The following is a 22,887-nucleotide window of genomic DNA, read 5'->3' as shown; positions in this document are numbered from 1 at the left end:
TTCCTCAAAGTCTGTCAAGCGTTTATTTTGAAGTTTTTTGCGAGAAACTCGTTTCACTTCAAACACTTGACTCGCTGCGATCGCTCGTAGCGGGAGGCGAATCATACAGCGTTACAACCTGCTGTCAACTGCCTTTTTCACCGCTGCCGACCTGTCGATCGAGCACTTCCGAGACTACCTGAATCGCTCAACTCTTTGATTACCAAGGAGTTTTGCGCTTCGACTACGTCGGAAGTGGGGCGCATTATAAGGGCCTCGGAAACTCCGTCAACCCTTTATTTCAAAAATGTTGAAAAAGAAAGGAAGGCGCCGTCTCGACCGGCCCCATCGCGGGGCAAGCCCGCGCCGTAGAAACGAAGCGGGGAGGCCTGTCGGCCTCCCCGCTTCTATATAGCTGCGCCTGTTGGCTATCACTCCGCTTTCAGGGTAACCCGCGCAAACGACTTCTTGCCGGCCTGGCAAACATGGGTGGCACCGCGTGCAAACACGAAGTCACGATCGACCACCGCACCATCAACCTTGACAGCACCGCTGCCGAGCAGATCACGCGCCTGCGCAGAGTTCTTCACCAGGCCCGCCCGATTCAGCACGGCAGCGATCGGCAGATCTTCCGCGGCAGCCACCTCGACCTCCGGCAGATCCTCCGGCAGTTCGCCTTCCTTCATACGGTTGCCCGCCGCACGGTGAGCATTGGCCGCCGCCTCCTCGCCATGGAAACGAGACACGATCTCTTCCGCCAGCTTGATCTTGATGTCACGCGGGTTCGCACCCTTGGCGACATCGGCACGGAACTGCTCGATCTCATCCATCGAGCGGAAGCTCAGCAACTCGAAGTAGCGCCACATCAAGGTGTCCGGAATCGACACGAGCTTGCTGTACATCACGCCCGGCGCCTCCTGGATACCCACATAATTGCCCAGGGACTTGGACATCTTCTTCACACCGTCCAACCCCTCGAGCAGCGGCATGGTCACGATGCTCTGCGCCTCCTGATCATAGCCGCGCTGCAACTCACGCCCCATGAGCAGGTTGAACTTCTGGTCGGTACCGCCCAGCTCGACGTCCGCCCTGAGCGCCACCGAGTCATAACCCTGAACCAGTGGGTAGAGGAACTCATGGATAGCGATTGGCTGGTTGCTGGTATAGCGCTTGTCGAAATCGTCACGCTCGAGCATGCGCGCGACCGTGTACTGGGACGCCAGGCGAATGAAGTCGGCCGGGGTGAGCTTGTCCATCCAGGTCGAGTTGAAGGCGACCTCGGTCTTGGCCGGGTCGAGAATCTTGAACACCTGCTGTTTATAGGTCTCGGCGTTGTCCAGCACCTGCTCGCGGGTCAGTGGCGGGCGAGTGGCACTCTTGCCGCTCGGGTCGCCGATCATCCCGGTGAAGTCACCAATAAGGAAGATGACCTGGTGCCCGAGCTCCTGGAACTGGCGAAGCTTGTTGATCAGCACCGTGTGCCCCAGGTGCAGGTCCGGTGCGGTCGGATCGAAGCCTGCCTTGATGCGTAGCGGCTGGCCACGCTTGAGCTTCTCGACCAACTCCGACTCGACCAACACCTCTTCCGCACCGCGCTTGATAAGCGCCAGCTGCTCTTCAACCGACTTCATAGACAGACCCGCAAGGCTCAGATTCAAAGGGGACCAACCATACAAGATCGGCCGTCAAATACAAGTTTCGCAAAGGGATGTGACCTGGCAGGGGCCCTGCGGCGTCTACGCGCCCTTGCGTGAAAATGGATTTGGTTATATTTTATACAGTTATTTCATCTTCATCATGTCATTCATCTTTTCCATTTCACCTTTTTTCAAAGTCACCTCATCTATGACCAACGAAACGCCTAAAGCGCCCCCGCTTTATCCGAAAAGCCATCTGTTGGCCGCCAGCGGCATCGCCGCCCTGCTCAGCCTGGCCTTGCTGGTATTTCCCTCCAGCGACGTAGAAGCGAAGAAGACCACCCTCAGCCTGGAACTGGAAACCCCGGCCGAACAGCTGAAGGACGAATCCAAGGCAGCGCCGCTGGTGCAGGCCGAGGAAAGCACTGGCTCTCCCTTCGCCCAGATCGAGAACGCGCAGCCCGACACCGAACAAGCCACCCAGGAACAACCTGCCCCAGTCGAGAAGGCCGAGGACAAGGCCCCTGGCCATCGTGAAGTCGTCGTCGCCCGTGGCGATACGCTGTCTACCCTGTTCGCCAAGGTCGGCCTGCCCGCCAACGTGGTCCACGACGTGCTGGCCAGCGACAAGCAGGCCAAGCAGTTCAGCCAGCTCAAGCACGGCCAGGTATTGCAGTTCGAGCTCGACCAGGACGGCCAGCTGGCCACCTTGCACAGCAAGGTCAGCAACCTCGAGACCATCCGCCTGAGCAAGACCGACAAGGGTTTCACCTTCGAGCGCGAGATCAGCAAGCCGGTAGTGCGTACCGCCTACGCCCACGGCGTGATCAAGAGCTCCCTGTCGGCCTCGGCCCAGCGCGCCGGGCTGTCCCACAGCATGACCATGGACATGGCACGCGTGCTTGGCTATGACATCGACTTCGCCCAGGACATCCGCCCTGGCGATGAATTCGACGTGGTCTATGAGCAGAAGATCATGGACGGCAAGGTCGTGGGCACCGGCAACATCCTGTCCGCGCGTTTCACCAACCGCGGCAAGACCTACACCGCCGTGCGCTATACCAACAAGCAAGGCAACACCAGCTACTACACCGCCGACGGCAACAGCCTGCGCAAGGCGTTCATCCGCACCCCGGTTGACTTCGCCCGCATCAGCTCACGCTTTTCCGCCGGCCGTAAGCACCCGATCCTGAATAAGATCCGCGCCCACAAGGGCGTCGACTACGCCGCCCCACGCGGCACACCGATCAAGGCCGCCGGCGATGGCCGCATCGAACTGGCCGGCCGCCGCGGCGGTTACGGCAACACCGTGATCATCGCCCACGGCAACAGCTACAAGACCCTCTACGGCCACATGCAGGGCTTCGCCAAGGGCATCACGACCGGCAGCAGCGTCAAGCAGGGCCAGATCATTGGCTACATTGGCACCACTGGCCTGTCGACCGGCCCGCACCTGCACTATGAGTTCCAGGTCAACGGCGTACACGTCGACCCGCTGAGCCAGAAAGTACCGATGGCCGACCCGATCGCCAAGGCCGAGCGCCAGCGTTTCCTCCAGCAGAGCCAGCCCCTGATTGCCCGCATGGACCAGGAAAAGGCCACCCTGCTCGCCGCGAACAAACGCTGAGATGGCGCTTTACCTGGGGGTGATGTCCGGCACCAGCCTCGATGGCCTGGACATCGCCCTGGTCGAACAGCATGAGCAGCCCCGGCTGCTCGCCACTCATTACCTGCCCATGCCGGCAGAGCTTCGCCAGGACCTGCTGAGCCTATGCGCCAGTGGCCCCGACGAGATCGCTCGCGCCGCTCTGGCAGAGAATCGCTGGGCCAGCCTTGCGGCCGAAGGCATCCAGCGCCTGCTGGCGGACCAAGGCCTGGCCCCGGCCGCCATCCGCGCCATCGGCAGCCACGGCCAGACCATCCGCCACGAACCCGCCCGCGGCTTTACCGTGCAGATCGGCAACCCCGCGCTGCTCGCCGAGCGCACCGGCATCACCGTGGTAGGCGACTTCCGCCGCCGCGACGTCGCCGCTGGCGGCCAGGGCGCCCCGCTGGTACCTGCCTTCCATGAAGCATTGTTTGCCCATCTGGGCCGGCGCCTGGCGGTATTGAACGTCGGGGGCTTCAGCAACCTCAGCCTGATCGAGCGGGACACACCAGTCCATGGCTTCGACTGCGGCCCAGGCAACGTGCTGCTGGATGCCTGGATCGAGCGCAAGCGTGGCCAGACCTTCGATGCCGACGGCGCCTGGGCGGCCAGCGGCACGGTACGCGACGACTTGCTGTCCACACTGCTGGGCGACCCATTCTTCGCCAGCAGCGGTCCGAAAAGCACCGGCCGAGAGGTGTTCAACCTGGCGTGGCTCGATGCCCACCTGGCCATGCTGCCCGCCTACCGCGACGAAGATGTCCAGGCCACGCTGCTGGAACTGACCGCGCGCAGCATCATCGATGCGTTGCACAACGCCCAGAAAGACACCGAGGCACTATTGGTGTGCGGTGGCGGCGCACGCAATGGCGCGCTCATGGCACGCCTGGCCAACCTGCTGCCCTGTGCCCAGGTCAGCAGTACCGCGGCACACGGGGTCGACCCCGATTGGGTCGAAGCCATGGCCTTCGCCTGGCTGGCGCACTGCTGCCTGGAAGGCATCCCGGCCAACCGCCCCAGCGTGACCGCTGCCCGGGGCCTGCGGGTACTGGGTGCCATCTACCCTGCCTGAGTACCCCTCAAACGAAAACGCCGCGCAAATAGCGCGGCGTTTTCGTTTGAGGCAAGGGGCTCAGATCGAGAACGACGAACCGCAACCGCAAGTAGTGGTGGCATTCGGGTTCTTGATGACGAAGCGAGAGCCTTCCAGACCTTCCTGGTAGTCCACCTCAGCGCCTGCCAGGTACTGGAAGCTCATCGGGTCGACTACCAGCGAAACACCTTCGCGCTCGACAATGGTGTCGTCCTCGGCCACGTCTTCATCGAAGGTGAAACCGTACTGGAAGCCCGAGCAACCGCCGCCCGTGACGAATACACGCAGCTTCAGGCGGTCGTTGCCCTCTTCGCTGACCAGGGTCTTCACCTTGTGCGCAGCCCCTTGGGTGAACTCCAACGCGGTGGGGGTGAAGGTTTCGACGCTCATGTTGTTTCTCCCGGCGTTATGCCGCCATAAAACTCGATGACGCGCATTATCCGCTTCCCCGAGAAAAATGGTCAAGAATTGTGCGGCTTTGGTCGAGACCGACAAAAAGGCCCGCACTTGGCGGGCCTCGTCACAGCAACAACGCTTACGGCAACAGGCCTGCGTGGGACAGGCCCATGCGCTCGTCCAGCCCGAACAAGATGTTCAGGTTCTGCACCGCCTGGCCGGAGGCGCCCTTCACCAGGTTGTCGATGACCGACAGCACCACCACCAGGTCACCGCCCTGTGGCCGGTGCACGGCGATACGGCAGACGTTGGCACCGCGTACGCTGCGGGTTTCCGGGTGGCTGCCGGCGGGCATCACGTCGACGAACGGCTCATTGGCGTAGCGCTTCTCGAACAGCGCCTGCAGGTCGACCGAGGTGTCGGCGACGGTCGCATAGAGGGTCGCGTGGATGCCACGGATCATCGGGGTCAGGTGCGGCACGAAGGTCAGGCCGATGTCCTTGCCCGCTGCCAGGCGCAGGCCCTGGCTGATTTCCGGCAGGTGGCGGTGGCCCTTGACCGCATAGGCCTTCATGCTTTCGCCCGCCTCGCAGAACAACGAGCCCACCGCCGCGCCGCGGCCGGCGCCACTGACACCCGACTTGCAGTCGGCGATCAGCCGCGACGGGTCGGCCAGGCCAGCCTCGAGCAGCGGCAGGAAGCCCAACTGGGTAGCGGTCGGGTAGCAGCCAGGCACAGCGATCAGGCGTGCCTGGCGAATTTGCTCACGGTTCACCTCAGGCAGGCCGTAGACCGCATCCTTGAGCAGCTCCGGGGCACCGTGGGGCTGGCCGTACCACTTGCCCCACTCGGCGGCGTCCTGCAGGCGGAAGTCGGCGGACAGGTCGATCACCTTGGTCCCGGCAGCCAGCAGTTCGCCGGCCAGGGCGTGGGCGACACCGTGGGGTGTGGCGAAGAACACCACGTCGCAGGCGCCCAGGGTCTTGCTGTCCGGCACGCTGAAGGTCAGGCCGTCATAGTGGCCGCGCAGGTTCGGATACATGTCGGCAACCGCAACGCCCGCCTCGGAGCGCGACGTGATGACCGCCACCTCGGCCTGTGGGTGCTGTGCCAGCAGACGCAACAGTTCGACGCCGGTGTAACCCGTGCCGCCGACGATACCGACCTTGATCATAACGCTTGCCCCTTTCAACGAGCCGACTGGAAAGGCCACGATGATAGGGGCGTGGACAGCCTGTAACAACTCTCGGGATGTCGCTTCGGGCGCTTGGCCTCTACTATCTGACGACCGTGAAAACCTGAAGGAACCTTTTCCATGCTCTACCTCTGGATCAAGGCGCTGCACATCGTCAGCGTCGTCTGCTGGTTCGCCGGGCTGTTCTACCTGCCGCGCCTGTTCGTCTACCACGCCCAGAGCCAGGACAGCATCAGCCAGGAGCGCTTCACCATCATGGAGCGCAAGCTGTACCGCGGCATCATGAACCCGTCGATGATCGCCACCTACGTGTTCGGCGCCTGGCTGCTCTACCTCACTCCGGGCTGGCTGAGCCAGGGCTGGCTGCACGCCAAGCTGACCCTGGTGATCCTGCTGACCGGCTACCATCACATCTGCGGCGCGCAACGCAAGCGCTTCGCCGCGGGCACCAACACCCGTAGCCATGTCTACTACCGCTGGTTCAACGAAGTGCCGGTGCTGATCCTGCTGGGCATCGTGATTCTGGTGGTGGTCAAACCGTTCTAGGGAAGAACCCCTCACACAGGAGTACCGCCATGTCCTTGCCCGCCTCGCTGGAACAACGCCTGAGCCTGCCCGTGGTGGCCGCGCCAATGTTCCTGATCTCCAACCCGCAACTGGTGCTGGCCTGCTGCGCCAATGGCGTGGTCGGCAGCTTCCCGGCCCTGAACCAGCGTGACAGCGCAGGTTTCGAGGCCTGGCTGGACGAGATCGACGCGGGCCTGGCCTCACTGCAAGCACCCGCCCCCTACGCCGTGAACCTGATCGTGCACCCGAGCAACCCACGCCTGCAGGCTGATCTCGCTCTGTGCGTGGCGCACCGGGTGCCGATCGTGATTACCAGCCTCGGCGCGGTGAAGGAGGTGGTGGACGCCGTGCACAGCTACGGCGGCCTGGTGTTCCACGACGTGACAACCCGCCGGCACGCCGAGAAAGCCGCCGAAGCGGGTGTCGACGGGCTGATCGCCGTCGCCGCCGGTGCCGGGGGGCATGCCGGAACCTGGAGCCCGTTCGCCCTGGTCGCGGAAATCCGCCAGTTCTTCGACAAGACCCTGCTGCTGGCCGGTTGCCTGAACCACGGCCACGAAATCCTCGCCGCCCAAGTGCTGGGCGCCGATCTCGCCTACATGGGCACGCGCTTCATCGCCACCCGTGAGAGCCAGGCACCACAGGCCTACAAGCAGATGCTGCTGGACGCCCACGCCGTCGACATCGTCCACACACCAGCGGTCTCTGGCGTGCCCGCGAGTTTCTTACGCCAGAGCCTGGAAAACGCCGGCTACGACATGGCCACGCTGAAAGCCGGCCATGAACAGGGCAAGCTCAAGCCCCTGGATGAAGAGGCCAAGGCCTGGAAAACCGTATGGTCCGCAGGCCAGGGCGTGGGCGATATCCATGACCTGCCCGAGGCCGCCACGCTGATCGCGCGCCTGGACGACGAATACCGCAAGGCCTTGGTCCAGAGCCGCCGCTGGGGCGCCTGAGCCTTGTAGCAAAAGGCAACACCTTGCTTGGCCAGGCTGTACACTAGGCGCCCTCTTCCGCCCCCAGGAGCCTTGCATGACCCGTTACGCCATGATCACCGGAGCTTCCAGCGGCCTGGGCCTGGCCCTGGCGGAGGCCCTGGCGCGGCGCGGGCGCAATCTGATCCTGGTGGCACGCCAGCGCGAGACGCTGGAGCCGGTGGCCATCGAGCTGACCCAGCGTTTCGGCGTCGAGGTGCTGTTCCGCGCCTGCGACCTGAGCCAACCGCTGCGCCTTTCCGGCTTCGTGCTGGAACTCGAAGAGGGCGAGCGACGCATCGACCTGTTGGTCAACTGCGCCGGCCAACGCACCTATGGCCCGTTCCTGGCCCACGAATGGGCCGACGAACAAGACCTGCTGGAAGTCAACATCCTGGCCATGAGCCGCCTGTGCCACGCCATCGGCAACCTGATGGCGGTGCAAGGCGGCGGGCAGATCCTCAATGTGGCCTCGCTGGCAAGCGCCGCACCAGGGCCGTGGATGGCCTGCTACGCCGCGAGCAAGGCCTACGTGCTGAACTTCTCCGAGGCCCTGCGCGAGGAACTGCGCCGCAGCGGGATCAAGGTCTCGGTGCTCTGCCCCGGCCCGATCCGCTCGGCCAGACGCAGGATCCCCCGGCTCGACGGCCGCGCGCGCTGCCTGAGCCCCGAGGAGGTCGCGCTGTACACCGTGCGCGCGCTGGACAAGAACCGCGCACTGATCATGCCCGGTCGGCGCAACCGCTGGCTGGCCTTCGCCCCGCGCTTGCTGCCTCGCTGGCTGGCGCGCAAGCTGGCGGGCTTGATCCATCGCCGCTACTGCCCGGTAGGCGTGGAATAGGCACTGGGCGAGCACCGCAGTGCAGGTACACTCCGCCTCGGACCCTCACCAAGGAGCACGTGTCGTGAACGATTTATTCCTCAAGATCATCAACCGGGAGATCCCGGCGGATATCATCTACGAAGATGACCAGATCCTGGCCTTCAAGGATATCCACCCGGCAGCCCCGGTGCATTTCCTGGTCATCCCGAAAAAGCACATCCCCACCCTCAATGACCTGACCGAAGCCGACAAGGCCCTGGCCGGTCATATCCTGTTCACCGCCCAGCGCTTGGCCGTCGAGCAGGGCTGCGCCGATGGTTTCCGCGTGGTGATGAACTGCAACCCGATGGGCGGGCAGACCGTCTACCACATCCACATGCATGTGCTCGGCCAGCGCCAGATGCACTGGCCACCGGGCTGACCCAGGGCAAGCCCCACCCGGGCGATTGAGTTAAACTGTCGGGCATCACTTCAGTGGAGGTGCCCGATGGCCACCGAACGTCACTACTCGCCGCTCGACCGCTTGTTGCTGCAGGCCGATACCGCCATGCGCACCTTGCTGCCTTTCAGCGGCCAACCTTCCCGGCCCTCCCCGGCCATCGTCCAACCCGACGCGGAACTGGACGAAACCCAGACCCGCCATATCGCCGGCCTGATGCGCATCAACCACACCGGCGAGGTGTGTGCCCAGGCGCTTTATCAAGGCCAGGCCCTGACCGCCAAGCTGCCGCAGGTGCGCAAGGCCATGGAGCATGCCGCCGAGGAAGAGGTCGACCACCTGGCCTGGTGCGAGCAACGCATCCGTCAACTGGGCAGTCACCCCAGCGTGCTCAACCCACTGTTCTATGGCATGTCGTTCGGCATTGGCGCCCTCGCTGGGCTGGTCAGCGACAAAGTCAGCCTGGGCTTCGTCGCCGCTACCGAGCATCAGGTGTGCAAGCACCTGGACGAACACTTGGAGCAGCTTCCCGCAGAAGACGAAAAATCCCGCGCCATCCTCGAACAGATGCGCGTTGACGAGGAGCAGCATGCCGAGTCGGCCCTGGAAGCCGGCGGCTATCGCTTCCCCGCGCCGGTACGCTTCGGCATGAGCCTGCTGGCCAAGGTGATGACCAAGAGCACCTACCGCATCTAGGACGCCAGCATGACGGAACGCTTCGATGCCAAGGACTTGGCACGCGCGGTCAGCGCCGGCGTGCTGCAACCCGGCCAGGACCGTGCCCTGCTGGACTTCCTGCGCCAGCAACCGCAGACCCGGGGCAGCTTCCAGCTGGCCCACGTGGCCTTCTATTTCGGCGCGCTGCTGATCATGGGCGCCTTGGGCTGGCTGCTCACCGAAGCCTGGATGCGCATCGGTGACACGGCCCTGCTGGCCATCGCTTTGCTGTATATCGCCACCCTCACCCTCTTCGCCCTGTCGCTGCAACGCCGCAGCCAGCCCATCGCCGCTGGTGTGCTTGCGACCGTGGCGGTCAGCATCGTGCCGTTGGCGGTGTTCGCCATCCAGCGCCTGGCCGGCTGGTGGCCGCTGGATGATGCCCAGGTCGACTACCACCAGTACTACACCTATGTGCAAGGCGGTTGGCTGGCGATGGAGGCGGCGACGGTCGTCGCCGGCCTGCTGATGTTGCGCCTGGTGCGGTTCCCATTCATCGTGATGCCCATCGCCGTGGCCTTGTGGTTCATGTCGATGGACCTTAGCGAGTGGGTGCATGGCGAAGTGTTCAGCTGGGAGCAGCGACGCAGCGTATCGCTGTGGTTCGGCCTTGGCCTGCTCGGGGTGTTTCTTCTGGTGGATGGCCGCACCCGCCGCGACTATGCGTTCTGGGGCTACCTGGCGGGGCTAATGGCGTTCTGGGGCGGGCTGACGCTGATGAACAGTGACAGTGAACTGGGCAAACTGCTGTATTGCCTGATCAACCTGGGGCTGATGGGCCTGGCCGTGTTGCTGCGTCGGCCACTGTTCATGGTGTTCGGTGCGCTGGGCGTGGCGGCGTACCTGGGCTATCTGTCGTACGAGGTGTTCGCCGAGTCGCTGTTGTTCCCGGTAGTGGTGACGTTGATTGGGCTGGCGGTGATTGGCTTGGGGCTGCTGTACCAGAAGCGGCGGGAGCAGTTGAGCCAGTCGCTGCGGGCACGGTTGCCGCGGTGGTTGCAGGACGCGTTGCCGGCGTTGCGGGATTGATATGGGGCCGCTGCGCAGCCCATCGCGGGGCTAGCCCGCTCCTACAGAGACTCCGCAGATTCCCAAACCAGCAGGGCCTCTGCAGGAGCGGGCTTGACCCCGCGATGGGCCGGCACTGATCCAACAAAGACCGTTAAGCCCACTCGGAACAGCACCGCCCCTCAATCATGCCCTGCAGGCCTCAGCCCAACTCGACGATCTCGTAGCCGTGGGTAATCTCCACACCGGCGCGATCGAGCATGATCGATGCCGAGCAGTACTTCTCCGCCGACAGCTCGACCGCGCGCTTGACCTGCGCCTCCTTGAGGCCACGGCCCTTGACCACGAAGTTCAGGTGGATCTTGGTGAATACCTTGGGGTCCTCATCGGCGCGCTCGGCTTCCAGGAACGCCTCGCAGCTCTCCACGGCCTGGCGCGACTTCTTCAGGATGCTCACCACGTCGAAGCTGCTGCAGCCGCCCAGGCCCAGCAGCAACATTTCCATCGGACGAACGCCCAGGTTGCGCCCGCCTGTGTCGGGTGGGCCATCCATGACCACGACATGACCACTCCCCGATTCGCCGAGGAACATGGCTTCACCGGCCCACTGGATGCGTGCCTTCATCTATCCGGACTCCCTGATTTCGTAAAAGGCCGTCAGCTTAGTCCTTGTGGCGCTGTCGGAAAAGCTCAAGACGCGTTGCTTTAATGCCGATAATGAAGAAGTGTCTGATAAGCTGACGCCAAATGACTGGCGCATACGCCGGACAATTCTTACAAAAAGCCTTTGCGTCGCATCTAACAGGATTTCGTGATGGTAGCTTCCGCACTTCCGCCCAAGATCAAGAACATCGACAAGCTGCTGGTGCACTGTCAGCGCCGCCGTTATGCCGCCAAGAGCAACATCATCTGTGCCGGCGACCGGGCCGAGACACTGTCGTTCATCGTCAAGGGCTCGGTGACCATCCTGATCGAGGATGACGAAGGCCACGAAATGATCATCGCCTACCTCAACAACGGGGACTTCTTCGGCGAGCTCGGCTTGTTCGAGCCGTCCGGTCAGGAACAGCAGCGCAGCGCCTGGGTGCGCGCCAAGACCGAGTGCGAAGTGGCCGAGATCAGCTACGACAAGTTCCGCGAACTGGCACGTCAGGACCCGGAGATCCTCTACGCCCTGGGCAGCCAGATGGCCCAGCGCCTGCGCAACACCACGCGCAAGGTCGGCGACCTGGCATTCTTCGATGTGACCGGGCGTGTCGCGCGCTGCCTGCTCGACCTGTGCAAACAGCCCGACGCCATGACTCACCCGGATGGCATGCAGATCAAGATCACCCGCCAGGAGATCGGGCGCATCGTGGGTTGTTCGCGGGAAATGGTCGGTCGCGTGCTCAAGGACCTTGAAGAACGCAGCCTGGTGCAGGTGAAGGGCAAGACCATGGTGGTCTACGGCACCCGTTAATCGCTGGGCAGTCGCGCCAGCACCTCAGCGTAGGCCGTGGACAGGCGTTCGAACCACGGAGCCGCCGGCGCCACTTCGTGCAGCGCGATATGGCTGTCAGCGCGGCAGCGCTGCTCCAGCCCGCAGCATTCGTTGAAACGGTTGACTGCGGCGACCATCGACTCACGCTCGTTGTCCAGCAGCAGCGCACCATGCACCAGCACCACCGGGCGCTTGCCCTCGAGGCCCTGGCGCCAGCGCTGGGCGGTACCGACCAGCTTGCGGCCGTTGAGGTTGACGTTGTAGCGGCCATCACAGAAGGCACCGTCGATCTCGCCCACCGAGGCCACCCCACCCCATTCGCGCAGCACCTCGCACAGTGGCAGGCACAGGCGCTCGTAGGCATTTTCGATACGCCCATGATCGCCTTCACTGCGCGGCGCCACGTAGACCAGCGCGACATTGACCGTGGCATGCGACTGCGGCACCGGCTCGCCGCCGGTTTCACGCAGCAGCACCGGCCAGCCGGCGATGGCCAGCTCGGCGCAGGCGCTTTCGAAGTTATCCAGGCGGCTCATGCGCCGGGGCATGACCAAAGCATGGTCGGTTGGGCGCCAGAACAGCACGCCGGCATCGCGTTCACCGCGGCAGACGGTGGCCAGCAGGTCCTGCTCGGCGTGCAGGCCTTGTTCGACGGTGAGTGCTAGCGGCTGTTGGTTCATCCGTTTACCCCGCGATGTGATGGTGTACGTTGCCCCGCGATAGCGCCCTGGCAGACAAACAAAAAAGCCGGCAACAGCCGGCTTGGTTTCGATCAGTCCAATGCCTGAACGGTCTTCTTCACCTGCTGCGGGAAGAACAACCGCTGCAACTCCAAGCCAGGCTGCTCGGCGCGCATGAACGCCTCGCCGACCAGGAACGAATAGACCTCGTTGATTTCCATCAGCTCCACATCGGCCCGGTTGAGGATACCGCTCTCGGTGATCGCCAGGCGGTCACGCGGGATGCGTGGCAGCAGGTCGAGCGTGGTTTCCAGGCTGACCTCGAAGGTGTGCAGGTTGCGGTTGTTGACACCGACCAGCGGGGTATCCAGGGTCTTCAGCGCGCGCTCCAGCTCGGCACCGTCGTGCACCTCCACCAGCACGTCGAGACCGACCTCCTTGGCGACCGCTGCCAGCTCGGCCATGCGCACATCGTCGAGCGCCGCGACGATCAGCAGGATGCAGTCAGCGCCCAGGGCACGGGCCTCGACCACCTGGTACGGGTCGATCAGGAAGTCCTTGCGGATCACCGGCAGCGCACAGGCCGCGCGGGCCTGCTGCAGGTAGGCGTCGCCGCCCTGGAAGTAATCGACATCGGTTAGCACCGACAGGCAGGTGGCGCCACCTTTTTCGTAGCTGACGGCGATTTCCGCCGGCACGAAGTGTTCGCGGATCACGCCCTTGCTCGGCGAAGCCTTCTTGATCTCGGCGATCACCGCCGGTTGCTTGCGCTTGGCCTGCTCGATCAGCGCGTTGGCAAAGCCACGGGGCGCATCGGCGGCCTTGGCCAGACGCTCCAACTCCGCCAGGCCGATCCGGGCGCTACGCTCGGCGACTTCCTCGACCTTGCGGGCGAGAATCTTCTCCAGCACCGTCGGTACGCTCATGCTTCATTCTCCTGCTTGAATACCGCGGTAAAGGCACCCAGCTCTTGCAGCTTTTCCCAGGCAAGGCCGGTGTGCAGCACATCGTGGGCGAGTTCGACGCCCGATTTCAGGCTCATCGCGTGGTCGGCGGCGTAAAGCGCCGCGCCGGCATTGAGCACGATCATTTCAGCGGCTTTCTGGCCGTTTTCGGTCTTGCGCCGGCCCAGGGCATCGCGGATCAGCTCCAACGAGGCCTGCGCACCTTCGACGGTCAGGCCATGCAGGCTCTGGCTCTTGATACCGAGGTCTTCGGGCTCGACCCAGTATTCGGTGATCTGGTCATTCTTCAGCTCTGCCACGAAGGTCGGCGCAGCCAGGCTGAACTCGTCCAGGCCGTCCTTCGAGTGCACCACCAGCACGTGCTTGCTGCCCAGGCGCTGCAGCACCTCGGCCAGTGGACGACACAGCGCCTGGGTGAACACGCCGACCACCTGGTGCTTCACGCCGGCCGGATTCGTAAGCGGGCCGAGCATGTTGAACAGGGTACGCAGGCCCAGGTCGCGACGCGGGCCGGCAGCGTACTTCATGGCGGTGTGATGGCTCTGCGCGAACATGAAGCCGATGCCCAGGCTGTCGATGCAACGGGCGACCTGCACCGGGGTCAGGTTCAGGTAAATGCCGGCGGCTTCCAGCAGGTCGGCGCTGCCGCTCTTGCCCGACACCGCACGGTTGCCGTGCTTGGCTACCGTGCAACCGGCGGCGGCGAGGACGAACGCCGAGGCGGTGGAAACGTTGAAGATGTTGGCCCCATCACCGCCAGTGCCGACGATGTCGACCACGCCATCGAGGGTCTGCAATTCGACCTTGCTGCACAGCTCACGCATCACCGACACGGCGCCGACGATCTCGTCGATGCTTTCGCTCTTCATGCGCATGCCCATCAGGAAGGCGCCGATCTGCGCCTCGCTGCATTGCCCGGTCATGATCTGACGCATGACGCCGCGCATTTCCTCGGTGGACAGGTCCAGGTGGCCGACGATACGGCTCAACGCGTTCTTGATATCCATGGTCGATCCTTAGCGGCGGCCGCCGGTCTGCTTGAGGAAGTTGGCGAACAGCTCGTGGCCCTGCTCGGTGAGGATGGACTCGGGATGGAACTGCACCCCTTCGATGTTCAGCGTCTTGTGGCGCAGGCCCATGATCTCGTCGACCGAGCCGTCCTCGAAGGCGGTCCAGGCGGTGGCTTCCAGGCAATCGGGTAGGGTTTCGCGCTTGACCACCAGCGAGTGGTAGCGGGTCACGGTGAGCGGGTTGTTCAAGCCGGCGAACACGCCCAGGTCGCGGTGCAACACCGGGCTGGTCTTGCCGTGCATGACCTGGCGGGCACGCACCACATCACCGCCGAAGGCCTGGCCGATGGACTGGTGGCCCAGGCACACGCCCAAGATCGGCAGCTTGCCGGCGAAATGCAGGATGGCCTCGATGGAGACGCCCGCCTCGCTGGGCGTGCATGGGCCGGGGGAAACGACGATGCGCTCGGGGTTGAGGGCTTCGATCTGGGCGATGGTCAGTTCGTCGTTGCGAATGACCTTGACCTCGGCACCCAACTCGCCGAGGTACTGGACGACGTTGTAGGTGAACGAGTCGTAGTTGTCGATCATCAGTAACATCTGGGGCAAACCTCTTGAACTGCTGACTTTGCTTTCGAGCCTTCCAGGCCAGCCCAGGCGCGACGAGGCCGGGACGGACGGGGTGAAACGATCAGGAAGGCAAACAGGGACGTGCCGGGCGGGTGCCGGCGAGGGATAAAGTCAGGCGCGCCAACGCCAACGGGCGTGGGCCTTGATAACGCGCATCAAGAGTTTGCTGACGATCAACACGGGGAAGTTCTCGCTTGTACGTCTGGGCACAGTAGCCTACCGCGACGGCAGGCGCAACATGGCCGTAAATACGGGGAAACGAACGGACTTGGAATCCATCCCCCCAACTTTGCTAAGGTCAATCGGCTGGTCCCGATAAAAACAACGAAAAGGAACTTCAATCGTATGCGACGCCCCCCTTTCCTGCGCTCTACCCTGTGCATCCTCACCCTGGCCTGCGGCCAAGCCATCGCGGCGCCGAACCCCTACTCCACCCTGATCGTCTTCGGCGACAGCCTGAGCGACGCCGGGCAGTTCCCCGACCTGACCGGCGGCACCGACGGCAGGCGCTTCACCAACCGCGACGCCGCCGGCAACTTCGCCCCGGTCGCACCGATGATCCTCGGTGGCCGGCTGGGTGTCGCGCCGGATGAACTCAACCCCTCCACGTCCTTGGGGATCCGCCCGGACGGTAACAACTGGGCGGTCGGCGGTTATCGCACCGACCAGATCCTCGACTCGATCACCGACACCTCGCAGCTGGTCGTGCCACCGGGCAACCCGGGCGCCGGCGCGGTACTGCGCCAGCGCCCCGGCTACCTGGCCAACGGCCTGCGTGCCGACCCCAATGCCCTGTACTACATCACCGGTGGCGGCAACGACTTCCTCCAGGGGCGGGTCAACAGTGCCGCCGACGCGGCGACGGCAGGTGCGCGCCTGGCCGCCAGCGTCCAGGCCCTGCAGCAGGGCGGCGCGCGCTACATCATGGTCTGGCTGCTGCCGGACCTCGGGCAAACACCGAACTTCAGCGGCACCCCGCAGCAAGGGCCGCTGTCGCAGCTGTCCAGCGTGTTCAACCAGTCGCTGGTGAACAGCCTTGGGCAGATCGACGCCGAGATCATCCCGCTGAACATTCCCGTACTGCTGCGCGAGGCGCTGAGCGACCCGGCACAGTACGGCCTGGCCACCGGGCAGAACCTGGTTGGCACCTGCTACAGCGGCGACGGCTGCGTGCAGAACCCGGTGTATGGCGCCAACGGCACCACGCCAGACCCGACCAAGCTGCTGTTCAACGACGCGGTGCACCCGACCATCGCCGGCCAGCAATTGATCGCCGACTACGCCTACTCGATCCTCGCCGCCCCCTGGGAGCTGACGCTGCTGCCAGAAATCGCCCACGCCAGCCTGCGTGCCCACCAGGACGAACTGCGCAACCAATGGCAAACGCCCTGGCAGGCGGTCGGCCAATGGCAAGCATTCGTCACCACCGGCGCGCAGGACCTGGACTTCGACAGCCAGCGCAGCGCCGCCAGCGGCGATGGCCGAGGCTACAACTTGACGCTGGGTGGCAGCTATCGCCTCGACGATGCCTGGCGCGTGGGCCTGGCGGGCGGGGTATACCGGCAGAAGCTCGAAGCCGGCCAGCAGGACTCGGACTACAAGCTCGACAGCTACCTGGCCAGCGCCTTCGCCCAGTTCCGCCAGGATCGCTGGTGGGCCGATGCCGCCTTGACTGCCGGGCACCTGGATTACCGCGACCTCAAGCGCACCTTTGCCTTGGGCGTGAACGACCGTAGCGAGAAGGGCGACACCGATGGCGAGGCCTGGGCCCTGAGCGGTCGGCTGGGCTACAACCTTGCAACCGAAGGCGGCACCTGGCAGTTGGCCCCCTTCATCAGTGCCGACTATGCGCGGGTGAAAGTGGATGGCTACGACGAGAAGAGTGGCCGCTCGACGGCGCTGGGTTTCGACGACCAGGAGCGCACGTCGCGTCGGCTGGGGGCAGGGCTGCTGGGTAGCGTGCAGGTGCTGCCAAGCACCCAGCTGTTCGCCGAGGTGGCGCGCGAGCATGAGTTCGAGGACGACCGCCAAGACCTGACCCTGCACCTGACCAGCCTGCCGGCCAACGACTTCACCCTGACCGGGTACACGCCGCACAGCAACCTGACCCGCGCCAGCCTGGGGGTGAGCCATGAGCTGTTGCCAGGGGTGAACTTGCGGGGCAACTACAACTGGCGCAAGAGTGATGAGTTGCGCCAGCAGGGGGTCAGCGTGGCGGTGAGCCTGGACTTCTGAGGGGCAACCCGAAACGCCTGAGCGGGCTTGCCCCACGATGGGCGGCGTAGCAGCCCCGACCACAGAACCGCACAAAAGAACGGCGCTCATCGGAGCGCCGTTTCTTCATCCATCACCCGCGCGGCGTCTGCTCCGCCAGCGCCACCGCGCGGAACATCGCGCGACGCTTGTTGATGGTCTCTTCCCACTCCAGCGCGGGCACCGAGTCGGCGACGATGCCGCCACCGGCCTGCACGTGCAGCTCGCCGTCCTTGATCACCGCAGTGCGAATGGCAATGGCGGTGTCCATGTTGCCGTTCCACGCCAGGTAACCCACCGCGCCACCGTACACGCCACGCTTGACCGGCTCCAACTCGTCGATGATCTCCATCGCACGGATCTTCGGCGCCCCCGACAAGGTGCCCGCCGGCAGGATCGCCCGCAGCGCGTCCATCGCGGTCAGGCCCTCGCGCAGTTGACCAGTGACGTTGGAGACGATGTGCATGACGTTGGAGTAGCGCTCGATCACCATCTTCTCGGTCAGGCGCACACTGCCGGTGGACGACACCCGGCCCACGTCGTTGCGGCCCAGGTCGATCAGCATCAGGTGCTCGGCGATTTCCTTGTCGTCCGACAGCAGGTCGTCCTCCAACGCGCGATCGGCCTCCTCGGTGGCGCCGCGCGGGCGGGTACCGGCGATCGGGCGCACGGTCACCAGGTTGTCCTCGACGCGCACCAGCACCTCGGGCGAGCTGCCGACCACGTGGAAGTCGCCGAAGTTGAAGAAGTACATGTACGGCGTCGGGTTGAAGCAGCGCAGCGCGCGGTACAGGTCGATGGGCGCGGCCTTGAAGTCGATGGACATGCGCTGCGACGGCACCACCTGCATGCAGTCGCCGGCCAGGATGTACTCCTTGATGCGGCCCACGGCGTTCTCGTAGTCGTCACGGGTGTAGCTGGAGCGGAACGCCGGCTCGGCAGCCTGTGGGCCGCTGAGGTCCAAGCCACGGCGCGGGGTGATCGGCTGGCGCAACTTGTCCAGCAGGCCTTCCAACTGCGCCTGGCCTTGTTCATAGGCCTGCGCATCGGTCGGGTCGACCAGCACGATCGCGTGCATCTTGCCCGCCAGGTTGTCGAACACCACCACGGCATCGGAGACCATCAGCAGGATGTCCGGCACGCCGAGCGGGTCCGGGTTGGGGCTGGCGCCCAGGCGTTTTTCCACGTAGCGCACGCAGTCGTAGCCGAAATAGCCGACCAGGCCGCCATTGAAACGTGGCAGGCCAGGAATGTCGGCGACCTTGTAGCGCTCCTTGAAGGCCTCGACGAAGGCCAGTGGGTCTTCGACGTCATGGCTTTCCACCTCGACGCCGTCCTGCAGGATGCTCACGTGGTAGCCATGCACCCGCAGCACGGTGCGCGACGGCAGGCCGATCATCGAGTAACGCCCCCACTTCTCGCCGCCCTGCACGGACTCGAGCAGGTACGAGTTGGGTTGGTCGGCGAGCTTCAGGTAGATCGACAGCGGCGTGTCGAAGTCGGCCAGGGTTTCACAGGCCAGGGGAATGCGGTTGTAGCCGGCAGCGGCCAGGCGCAGGAATTCGTCGCGGGTCATGGGGTAGCCTCGTGGCAAGCAGCAATGGGGGGCAAGCGGACGGGCCGGCAGGCGCCGGCGGGCAGGAGTCAGGCGCGCCAGCGCCAGCGGGCCAGGGCCTTGATGACTTTCATCCAGAATTTGCCGGTAACCACCACAGCGGGCTCTCTGCTTCGTGAGGCTTGAAGGTCCGCCAACGTTATCCCAGTGCCGGTGACGACGCAACCGGGCAGCAGCAGGCGCAAATCATCGAGCACCAGGCTGGGCGATTCCTCGTGGATCGGCCGGCCATGGTTGTAGCCATAGCTCAGGCCCACGCATTTCACCCCCGCCGCCCGCGCGGCCAGCACGTCGCTGCGCGAGTCGCCGACGAACAGCGCCTGCTCGGGCGCGACGCCGGCCATCTTCATCACGAACAGCAACGCCGCCGGGTCAGGCTTTTTCTGTGGCAGGGTGTCGCCGCCAATGATCCAGCGGAAGTAGCGGCCGATCTTCATCTGGTCCAGCAGTGGGCCGACGAAGCGCTCGGGCTTGTTGGTGATCAGCGCCATCTCCACGCCCTGCTTGCGCAGCCAGCGCAGGGTGTCGCGCACGCCGGGGTAGACGACGGTGAGGTCGTGGCTTTCGGCGTAGGCCTCCATGAACAGCGCCAGCGCGCGCTCGGCCAGTTCGTCGTCCACCTCGTCGTGCTCGATGCCACCGGCCAGGGCCCGGCGCACCAGGACCTGGGCGCCGTTGCCGACCCAGTGGCGCACGGCCTCCAGGCCCGCAGGCGGGCGTCCGAGTTCGAGCAGCATGCGGTCGACGGCGGCAGCCAGGTCGGGGACCGAATCGATCAGGGTACCGTCCAGATCGAACATCACCAGCCTGGGCAGCGCCCCCGGGAACAGCTGCTCGAAGCCGCTCATGGGCGCGCCTGGGCCAGTTCGGCGCGCATCTTGGCGATGACTTCCTGGTAGTCGGGGGCGTTGAAGATCGCCGAGCCGGCCACGAAGGTGTCGGCGCCGGCGGCGGCGATCTCACGGATGTTGTTGACGTTGACGCCGCCATCGATCTCCAGGCGGATGTCACGGCCACTGGCGTCGATCAACGCACGGGCTTCGCGCAGCTTGTCGAGGGTGCCGGGGATGAACTTCTGCCCGCCAAAACCGGGGTTGACGCTCATCAGCAGGACCATGTCGACCTTGTCCATCACATACTTCAGCGCATCCAGGCTGGTCGCCGGGTTGAACACCAGGCCGGCCTTGCAGCCGCCGTCGCGGATCAGTTGCAGCGAGCGGTCGATGTGCTGGGACGCTTCCGGGTGGAAGGTGATGTAGGTGGCGCCAGCCTCGATGAAGTCGCCGATGATGCGGTCGACCGGGCTGACCATCAGGTGCACGTCGATCGGCGCGGTCACGCCGTACTTGCGCAGGGCCGTGCAGACCATCGGGCCGATGGTCAGGTTGGGCACGTAGTGGTTGTCCATCACGTCGAAGTGGACGATGTCGGCCCCGGCGGCGAGCACTTTGTCGACGTCCTCGCCCAAGCGGGCGAAATCGGCGGAAAGGATCGAGGGGGCAATAGCGTAGGGCTGCATGGCGCACCTGTTGGCGGAATCACGGTGGCGCGCATTGTAGCTGATTGGTATCAAGGGGTGTCGAATGGTGCCCGCTCCCACAGGTGCCCCGCCGTTCACGAGAGCGGCGTTGCACGTGTAGGCGCGGGCTTGCCCGCGATGAGGCCGGCACAGCCACCGCAGGATCAGGCCGGCTGCTGGGTACGCAATTTCTCGCTACGACCGCGCAGCCACTCCAGGGTCAGCAGCAGGATCACCGAAAACGCGATCAGCAAGGTCGCCGCCGCCGCGATGGTCGGGCTCAGGTTCTCGCGAATGCCGCTGAACATCTGCCGCGGCAGGGTCGCTTGCTCAGGGCCGGCGAGGAACAGCGTCACCACCACTTCGTCGAACGACGTGGCGAAGGCGAACAGCGCTCCGGAAATAACCCCAGGCGCGATCAACGGCAAGGTCACCCGACGGAAGGTCAGCAGCGGCGAGGCACCGAGGCTGGCCGCTGCGCGCACCAAGTTGTAGTTGAAGCCCTGCAAGGTCGCCGACACGGTGATGATGACGAACGGCACACCCAGCACCGCGTGCACCAGGATCAACGAGATGAAGCTGTTGCCCAACCCCAGCGGGGCGAAGAACAAGTAGCTGGCCACGCCGATGATCACCACCGGCACCACCATCGGCGAAATCACCAGCGCCATCACCAGCGACTTGCCGGGGAAGTCGCCACGGGTCAGGCCGATCGCCGCCAAGGTGCCGAAGACCATGGCCAGCACGGTGGCCGCCGGGGCGACGATGATGCTGTTCTTCAAGGCGCGCATCCATTCGGCCGAGCCGAAGAAGTCCTGGTACCAATGCAGCGAGAAGCCCTGCAGCGGGTACACCAGAAAGCTGCCGCTGTTGAACGACAACGGCACGATCACCAGCACCGGCAGCACCAGGAACAGCAGGATCAGGCCGCAGAGAATGCGCAGGCTGTAGAACCAGACCCGCTCCACGGGCGACATGTAAGGGCTCAGCATGACAAATGCTCCTCAGCTCAGGCGCAGGCGGCTGGCGCCGACCAGCCAGCTATAGATCAGGTACAGCAGCACGGTCGCCAGCAGCAACAGCCCACCCAGCGCGGTGGCCATGCCCCAGTTGATGCTGGTGTTGGTGTAGAAGGCGACGAAGTAGCTGACCATCTGGTCGTTCGGGCTGCCGAGCAGCGCCGGGGTGATGTAGTAGCCGATGGCCAGAATGAACACCAGCAGGCAGCCCGCGCCGACGCCGGCGTAGGTCTGTGGGAAATACACCCGCCAGAAACTGGCGAATGGGTGGCAGCCCAGTGAGATCGCCGCGCGCATGTAGCTGGGCGAGATTCCCTTCATCACGCTGTACAGCGGCAGGATCATGAACGGCAGCAGGATGTGCACCATCGAGATGTACACGCCGGTACGGTTGAACACCAGCTCCAGCGGCTCGTCGATGATGCCCATGGCCATCAGCGCACCGTTGATCAGGCCACCGGACTGCAATAGCACGATCCACGCGGCCACCCGCACCAGGATCGAGGTCCAGAACGGCAGCAGCACCAGAATCATCAACAGGTTGCTCTGCCGGGTCGGCAGGTTGGCCAGCAGGTACGCCAACGGGTAGGCCAGCAACAGGCAGATCACGGTGATCACCACACCCATCCACAGGGTGCGGGCGAAAATGTCCAGGTAGATGGCCTGGTCGGGGGTGGCCTTGGCCAGCTCGCCGAGGTCGTCGATGCGGTGGTCCAGCGAGGCCAGCAGGTAAAACGACGTGACCGAACTGGTGTTGCGGCGGATCGCCTGCCAGTAGGCGGGATCGCCCCAACGTTCGTCGAGGGTTTGCAGCGCTTCTTTATAGGAAGCCGGCTCGGCCTTGAACGGCAGGGCGCGGGCGGTCTTGGCCAACAGGCTGCGGTAGCCGGCCAGCTCCATGTTCAGGCGTTTGGAGAGGTCGCCCAGGGTCTGGTTCTTGCGCGACTCGGCCAGGTCCTCGCTCAGGGCCTTGTAAACGGCCTCGCCGGGCAGGCTCTTGCCATCCCACTGCGACACCGCCTCGACGGTGCGCGGCAGGCCGGCGACCACCTCGGGGTTGCCGACGCTTTTGTACAACAGCGCAGCGATCGGCACGAGGAACACCAGCAGCAGGAACAGCGCCAGCGGCGCGATCAACGCCTGGGCCTTCCAGCGGTTGACCCGCTCGGCACGCTTGAGGCGCTGCTTCAGACTTGGACCGGCGCCTTCATTCAGGGGCACTGCAATGGCCATGGCGAAC

Annotated in this window: 23 protein-coding genes; 10 read left to right on the top strand and 13 right to left on the bottom strand. The window is 64.6% G+C overall.

The features are described from left to right. Positions 1–410: 410 nt before the first annotated feature. Positions 411–1,610, bottom strand: coding sequence for a tyrosine--tRNA ligase (gene tyrS, locus P0Y43_RS03850; protein WP_275635980.1), 1,200 nt, complete (start codon positions 1,608–1,610; stop codon positions 411–413). Positions 1,611–1,824: 214 nt separating this feature from the next. Here tyrS and P0Y43_RS03845 point away from each other — a divergent pair, with 214 nt between their 5' ends. Together P0Y43_RS03845 and P0Y43_RS03840 are read left to right on the top strand one after the other, a co-directional pair. Beyond that, on the top strand, positions 1,825–3,243 hold the full coding sequence (locus tag P0Y43_RS03845) for a peptidoglycan DD-metalloendopeptidase family protein (RefSeq protein ID WP_275635979.1): 1,419 nt from the start codon (positions 1,825–1,827) through the stop codon (positions 3,241–3,243). Position 3,244: 1 nt separating this feature from the next. Next, positions 3,245–4,336, top strand: a complete 1,092-nt coding sequence (locus P0Y43_RS03840; RefSeq protein WP_275635978.1) for an anhydro-N-acetylmuramic acid kinase — start codon at positions 3,245–3,247, stop codon at positions 4,334–4,336. A 60-nt stretch (positions 4,337–4,396) separates the two neighbouring features. Here the strand turns inward: P0Y43_RS03840 and erpA are convergent, their stop codons facing one another. Continuing rightward, the gene (gene erpA, locus P0Y43_RS03835; protein WP_275635977.1) at positions 4,397–4,747 is read right to left on the bottom strand and encodes an iron-sulfur cluster insertion protein ErpA; all 351 of its coding nucleotides are present in this window, start codon (positions 4,745–4,747) and stop codon (positions 4,397–4,399) included. A 145-nt stretch (positions 4,748–4,892) separates the two neighbouring features. After that, the gene (gene argC, locus P0Y43_RS03830) at positions 4,893–5,927 is read right to left on the bottom strand and encodes an N-acetyl-gamma-glutamyl-phosphate reductase (RefSeq protein ID WP_275635976.1); all 1,035 of its coding nucleotides are present in this window, start codon (positions 5,925–5,927) and stop codon (positions 4,893–4,895) included. 141 nt (positions 5,928–6,068) lie between these two features. Here argC and hemJ point away from each other — a divergent pair, with 141 nt between their 5' ends. From hemJ to P0Y43_RS03800, 6 genes are all read left to right on the top strand, one after another. Continuing rightward, the gene (gene hemJ, locus P0Y43_RS03825) at positions 6,069–6,494 is read left to right on the top strand and encodes a protoporphyrinogen oxidase HemJ (protein WP_275635975.1); all 426 of its coding nucleotides are present in this window, start codon (positions 6,069–6,071) and stop codon (positions 6,492–6,494) included. A gap of 29 nt (positions 6,495–6,523) precedes the next feature. Further along, positions 6,524–7,471 carry an NAD(P)H-dependent flavin oxidoreductase gene (locus P0Y43_RS03820; RefSeq protein WP_275635974.1) on the top strand — a complete coding sequence of 316 codons (948 nt, stop codon included), beginning with the start codon at positions 6,524–6,526 and terminating at the stop codon, positions 7,469–7,471. 76 nt (positions 7,472–7,547) lie between these two features. Beyond that, positions 7,548–8,330, top strand: a complete 783-nt coding sequence (locus P0Y43_RS03815) for an SDR family NAD(P)-dependent oxidoreductase (protein ID WP_275635973.1) — start codon at positions 7,548–7,550, stop codon at positions 8,328–8,330. A 64-nt stretch (positions 8,331–8,394) separates the two neighbouring features. Further along, positions 8,395–8,733, top strand: coding sequence for a histidine triad nucleotide-binding protein (locus P0Y43_RS03810; protein ID WP_275635972.1), 339 nt, complete (start codon positions 8,395–8,397; stop codon positions 8,731–8,733). 66 nt (positions 8,734–8,799) lie between these two features. Then, on the top strand, positions 8,800–9,447 hold the full coding sequence (gene coq7, locus P0Y43_RS03805) for a 2-polyprenyl-3-methyl-6-methoxy-1,4-benzoquinone monooxygenase (RefSeq protein WP_275635971.1): 648 nt from the start codon (positions 8,800–8,802) through the stop codon (positions 9,445–9,447). Between the two features lie 9 nt (positions 9,448–9,456). Then, positions 9,457–10,497 carry a DUF2157 domain-containing protein gene (locus tag P0Y43_RS03800; RefSeq protein WP_275635970.1) on the top strand — a complete coding sequence of 347 codons (1,041 nt, stop codon included), beginning with the start codon at positions 9,457–9,459 and terminating at the stop codon, positions 10,495–10,497. A gap of 181 nt (positions 10,498–10,678) precedes the next feature. On the opposite strand, the gene P0Y43_RS03795 is transcribed toward P0Y43_RS03800, so the two are convergent. Continuing rightward, entirely contained in the window at positions 10,679–11,101 is a 423-nt protein-coding gene (locus P0Y43_RS03795) for an OsmC family protein (protein ID WP_275635969.1), read from the bottom strand. Positions 11,102–11,290: 189 nt separating this feature from the next. Between P0Y43_RS03795 and crp the strand changes: the two genes are divergently transcribed. Beyond that, positions 11,291–11,935, top strand: coding sequence for a cAMP-activated global transcriptional regulator CRP (crp, locus tag P0Y43_RS03790; protein ID WP_275635968.1), 645 nt, complete (start codon positions 11,291–11,293; stop codon positions 11,933–11,935). Here crp and P0Y43_RS03785 read toward each other — a convergent pair. From P0Y43_RS03785 to P0Y43_RS03770, 4 genes are all read right to left on the bottom strand, one after another. Continuing rightward, on the bottom strand, positions 11,932–12,636 hold the full coding sequence (locus P0Y43_RS03785) for a lipoate--protein ligase family protein (RefSeq protein WP_275635967.1): 705 nt from the start codon (positions 12,634–12,636) through the stop codon (positions 11,932–11,934). The two genes, crp and P0Y43_RS03785, sit on opposite strands and share 4 nt — an antisense overlap. A gap of 92 nt (positions 12,637–12,728) precedes the next feature. Beyond that, a complete protein-coding gene (trpC, locus tag P0Y43_RS03780; protein ID WP_275635966.1) occupies positions 12,729–13,562 on the bottom strand; it encodes an indole-3-glycerol phosphate synthase TrpC in 834 nt (277 codons plus the stop codon). Next, positions 13,559–14,608 carry an anthranilate phosphoribosyltransferase gene (trpD, locus tag P0Y43_RS03775; RefSeq protein WP_275635965.1) on the bottom strand — a complete coding sequence of 350 codons (1,050 nt, stop codon included), beginning with the start codon at positions 14,606–14,608 and terminating at the stop codon, positions 13,559–13,561. The genes trpC and trpD overlap by 4 nt, the downstream gene beginning before the upstream one ends. Positions 14,609–14,617: 9 nt before the next feature. Then, a complete protein-coding gene (locus tag P0Y43_RS03770) occupies positions 14,618–15,211 on the bottom strand; it encodes an aminodeoxychorismate/anthranilate synthase component II (RefSeq protein WP_275635964.1) in 594 nt (197 codons plus the stop codon). A gap of 375 nt (positions 15,212–15,586) precedes the next feature. Between P0Y43_RS03770 and estP the strand changes: the two genes are divergently transcribed. Next, positions 15,587–17,476 carry an esterase EstP gene (estP, locus tag P0Y43_RS03765; RefSeq protein ID WP_275635963.1) on the top strand — a complete coding sequence of 630 codons (1,890 nt, stop codon included), beginning with the start codon at positions 15,587–15,589 and terminating at the stop codon, positions 17,474–17,476. 112 nt (positions 17,477–17,588) lie between these two features. Here the strand turns inward: estP and trpE are convergent, their stop codons facing one another. From trpE to P0Y43_RS03740, 5 genes are all read right to left on the bottom strand, one after another. Further along, positions 17,589–19,070 (bottom strand): anthranilate synthase component I, encoded by a 1,482-nt coding sequence (gene trpE, locus P0Y43_RS03760; protein WP_275635962.1) that lies wholly within the window; start codon positions 19,068–19,070, stop codon positions 17,589–17,591. Between the two features lie 68 nt (positions 19,071–19,138). Next, complete coding sequence (locus tag P0Y43_RS03755; protein WP_275635961.1) at positions 19,139–19,957, bottom strand: phosphoglycolate phosphatase; 819 nt, start codon at positions 19,955–19,957, stop codon at positions 19,139–19,141. Beyond that, positions 19,954–20,628 carry a ribulose-phosphate 3-epimerase gene (gene rpe, locus P0Y43_RS03750; protein ID WP_136912648.1) on the bottom strand — a complete coding sequence of 225 codons (675 nt, stop codon included), beginning with the start codon at positions 20,626–20,628 and terminating at the stop codon, positions 19,954–19,956. The genes P0Y43_RS03755 and rpe overlap by 4 nt, the downstream gene beginning before the upstream one ends. A gap of 164 nt (positions 20,629–20,792) precedes the next feature. Further along, positions 20,793–21,620 (bottom strand): ABC transporter permease, encoded by an 828-nt coding sequence (locus P0Y43_RS03745; protein ID WP_275635960.1) that lies wholly within the window; start codon positions 21,618–21,620, stop codon positions 20,793–20,795. Between the two features lie 12 nt (positions 21,621–21,632). After that, a complete protein-coding gene (locus P0Y43_RS03740; protein ID WP_275635959.1) occupies positions 21,633–22,880 on the bottom strand; it encodes an ABC transporter permease in 1,248 nt (415 codons plus the stop codon). Between the last annotated feature and the right edge of the window lie 7 nt (positions 22,881–22,887).

It is taken from the genome of Pseudomonas entomophila, assembly GCF_029193575.1.
In the GTDB taxonomy this organism is placed as follows: domain Bacteria; phylum Pseudomonadota; class Gammaproteobacteria; order Pseudomonadales; family Pseudomonadaceae; genus Aquipseudomonas; species Aquipseudomonas entomophila_G.
This window is presented reverse-complemented; position numbering and strand designations above follow the sequence as displayed.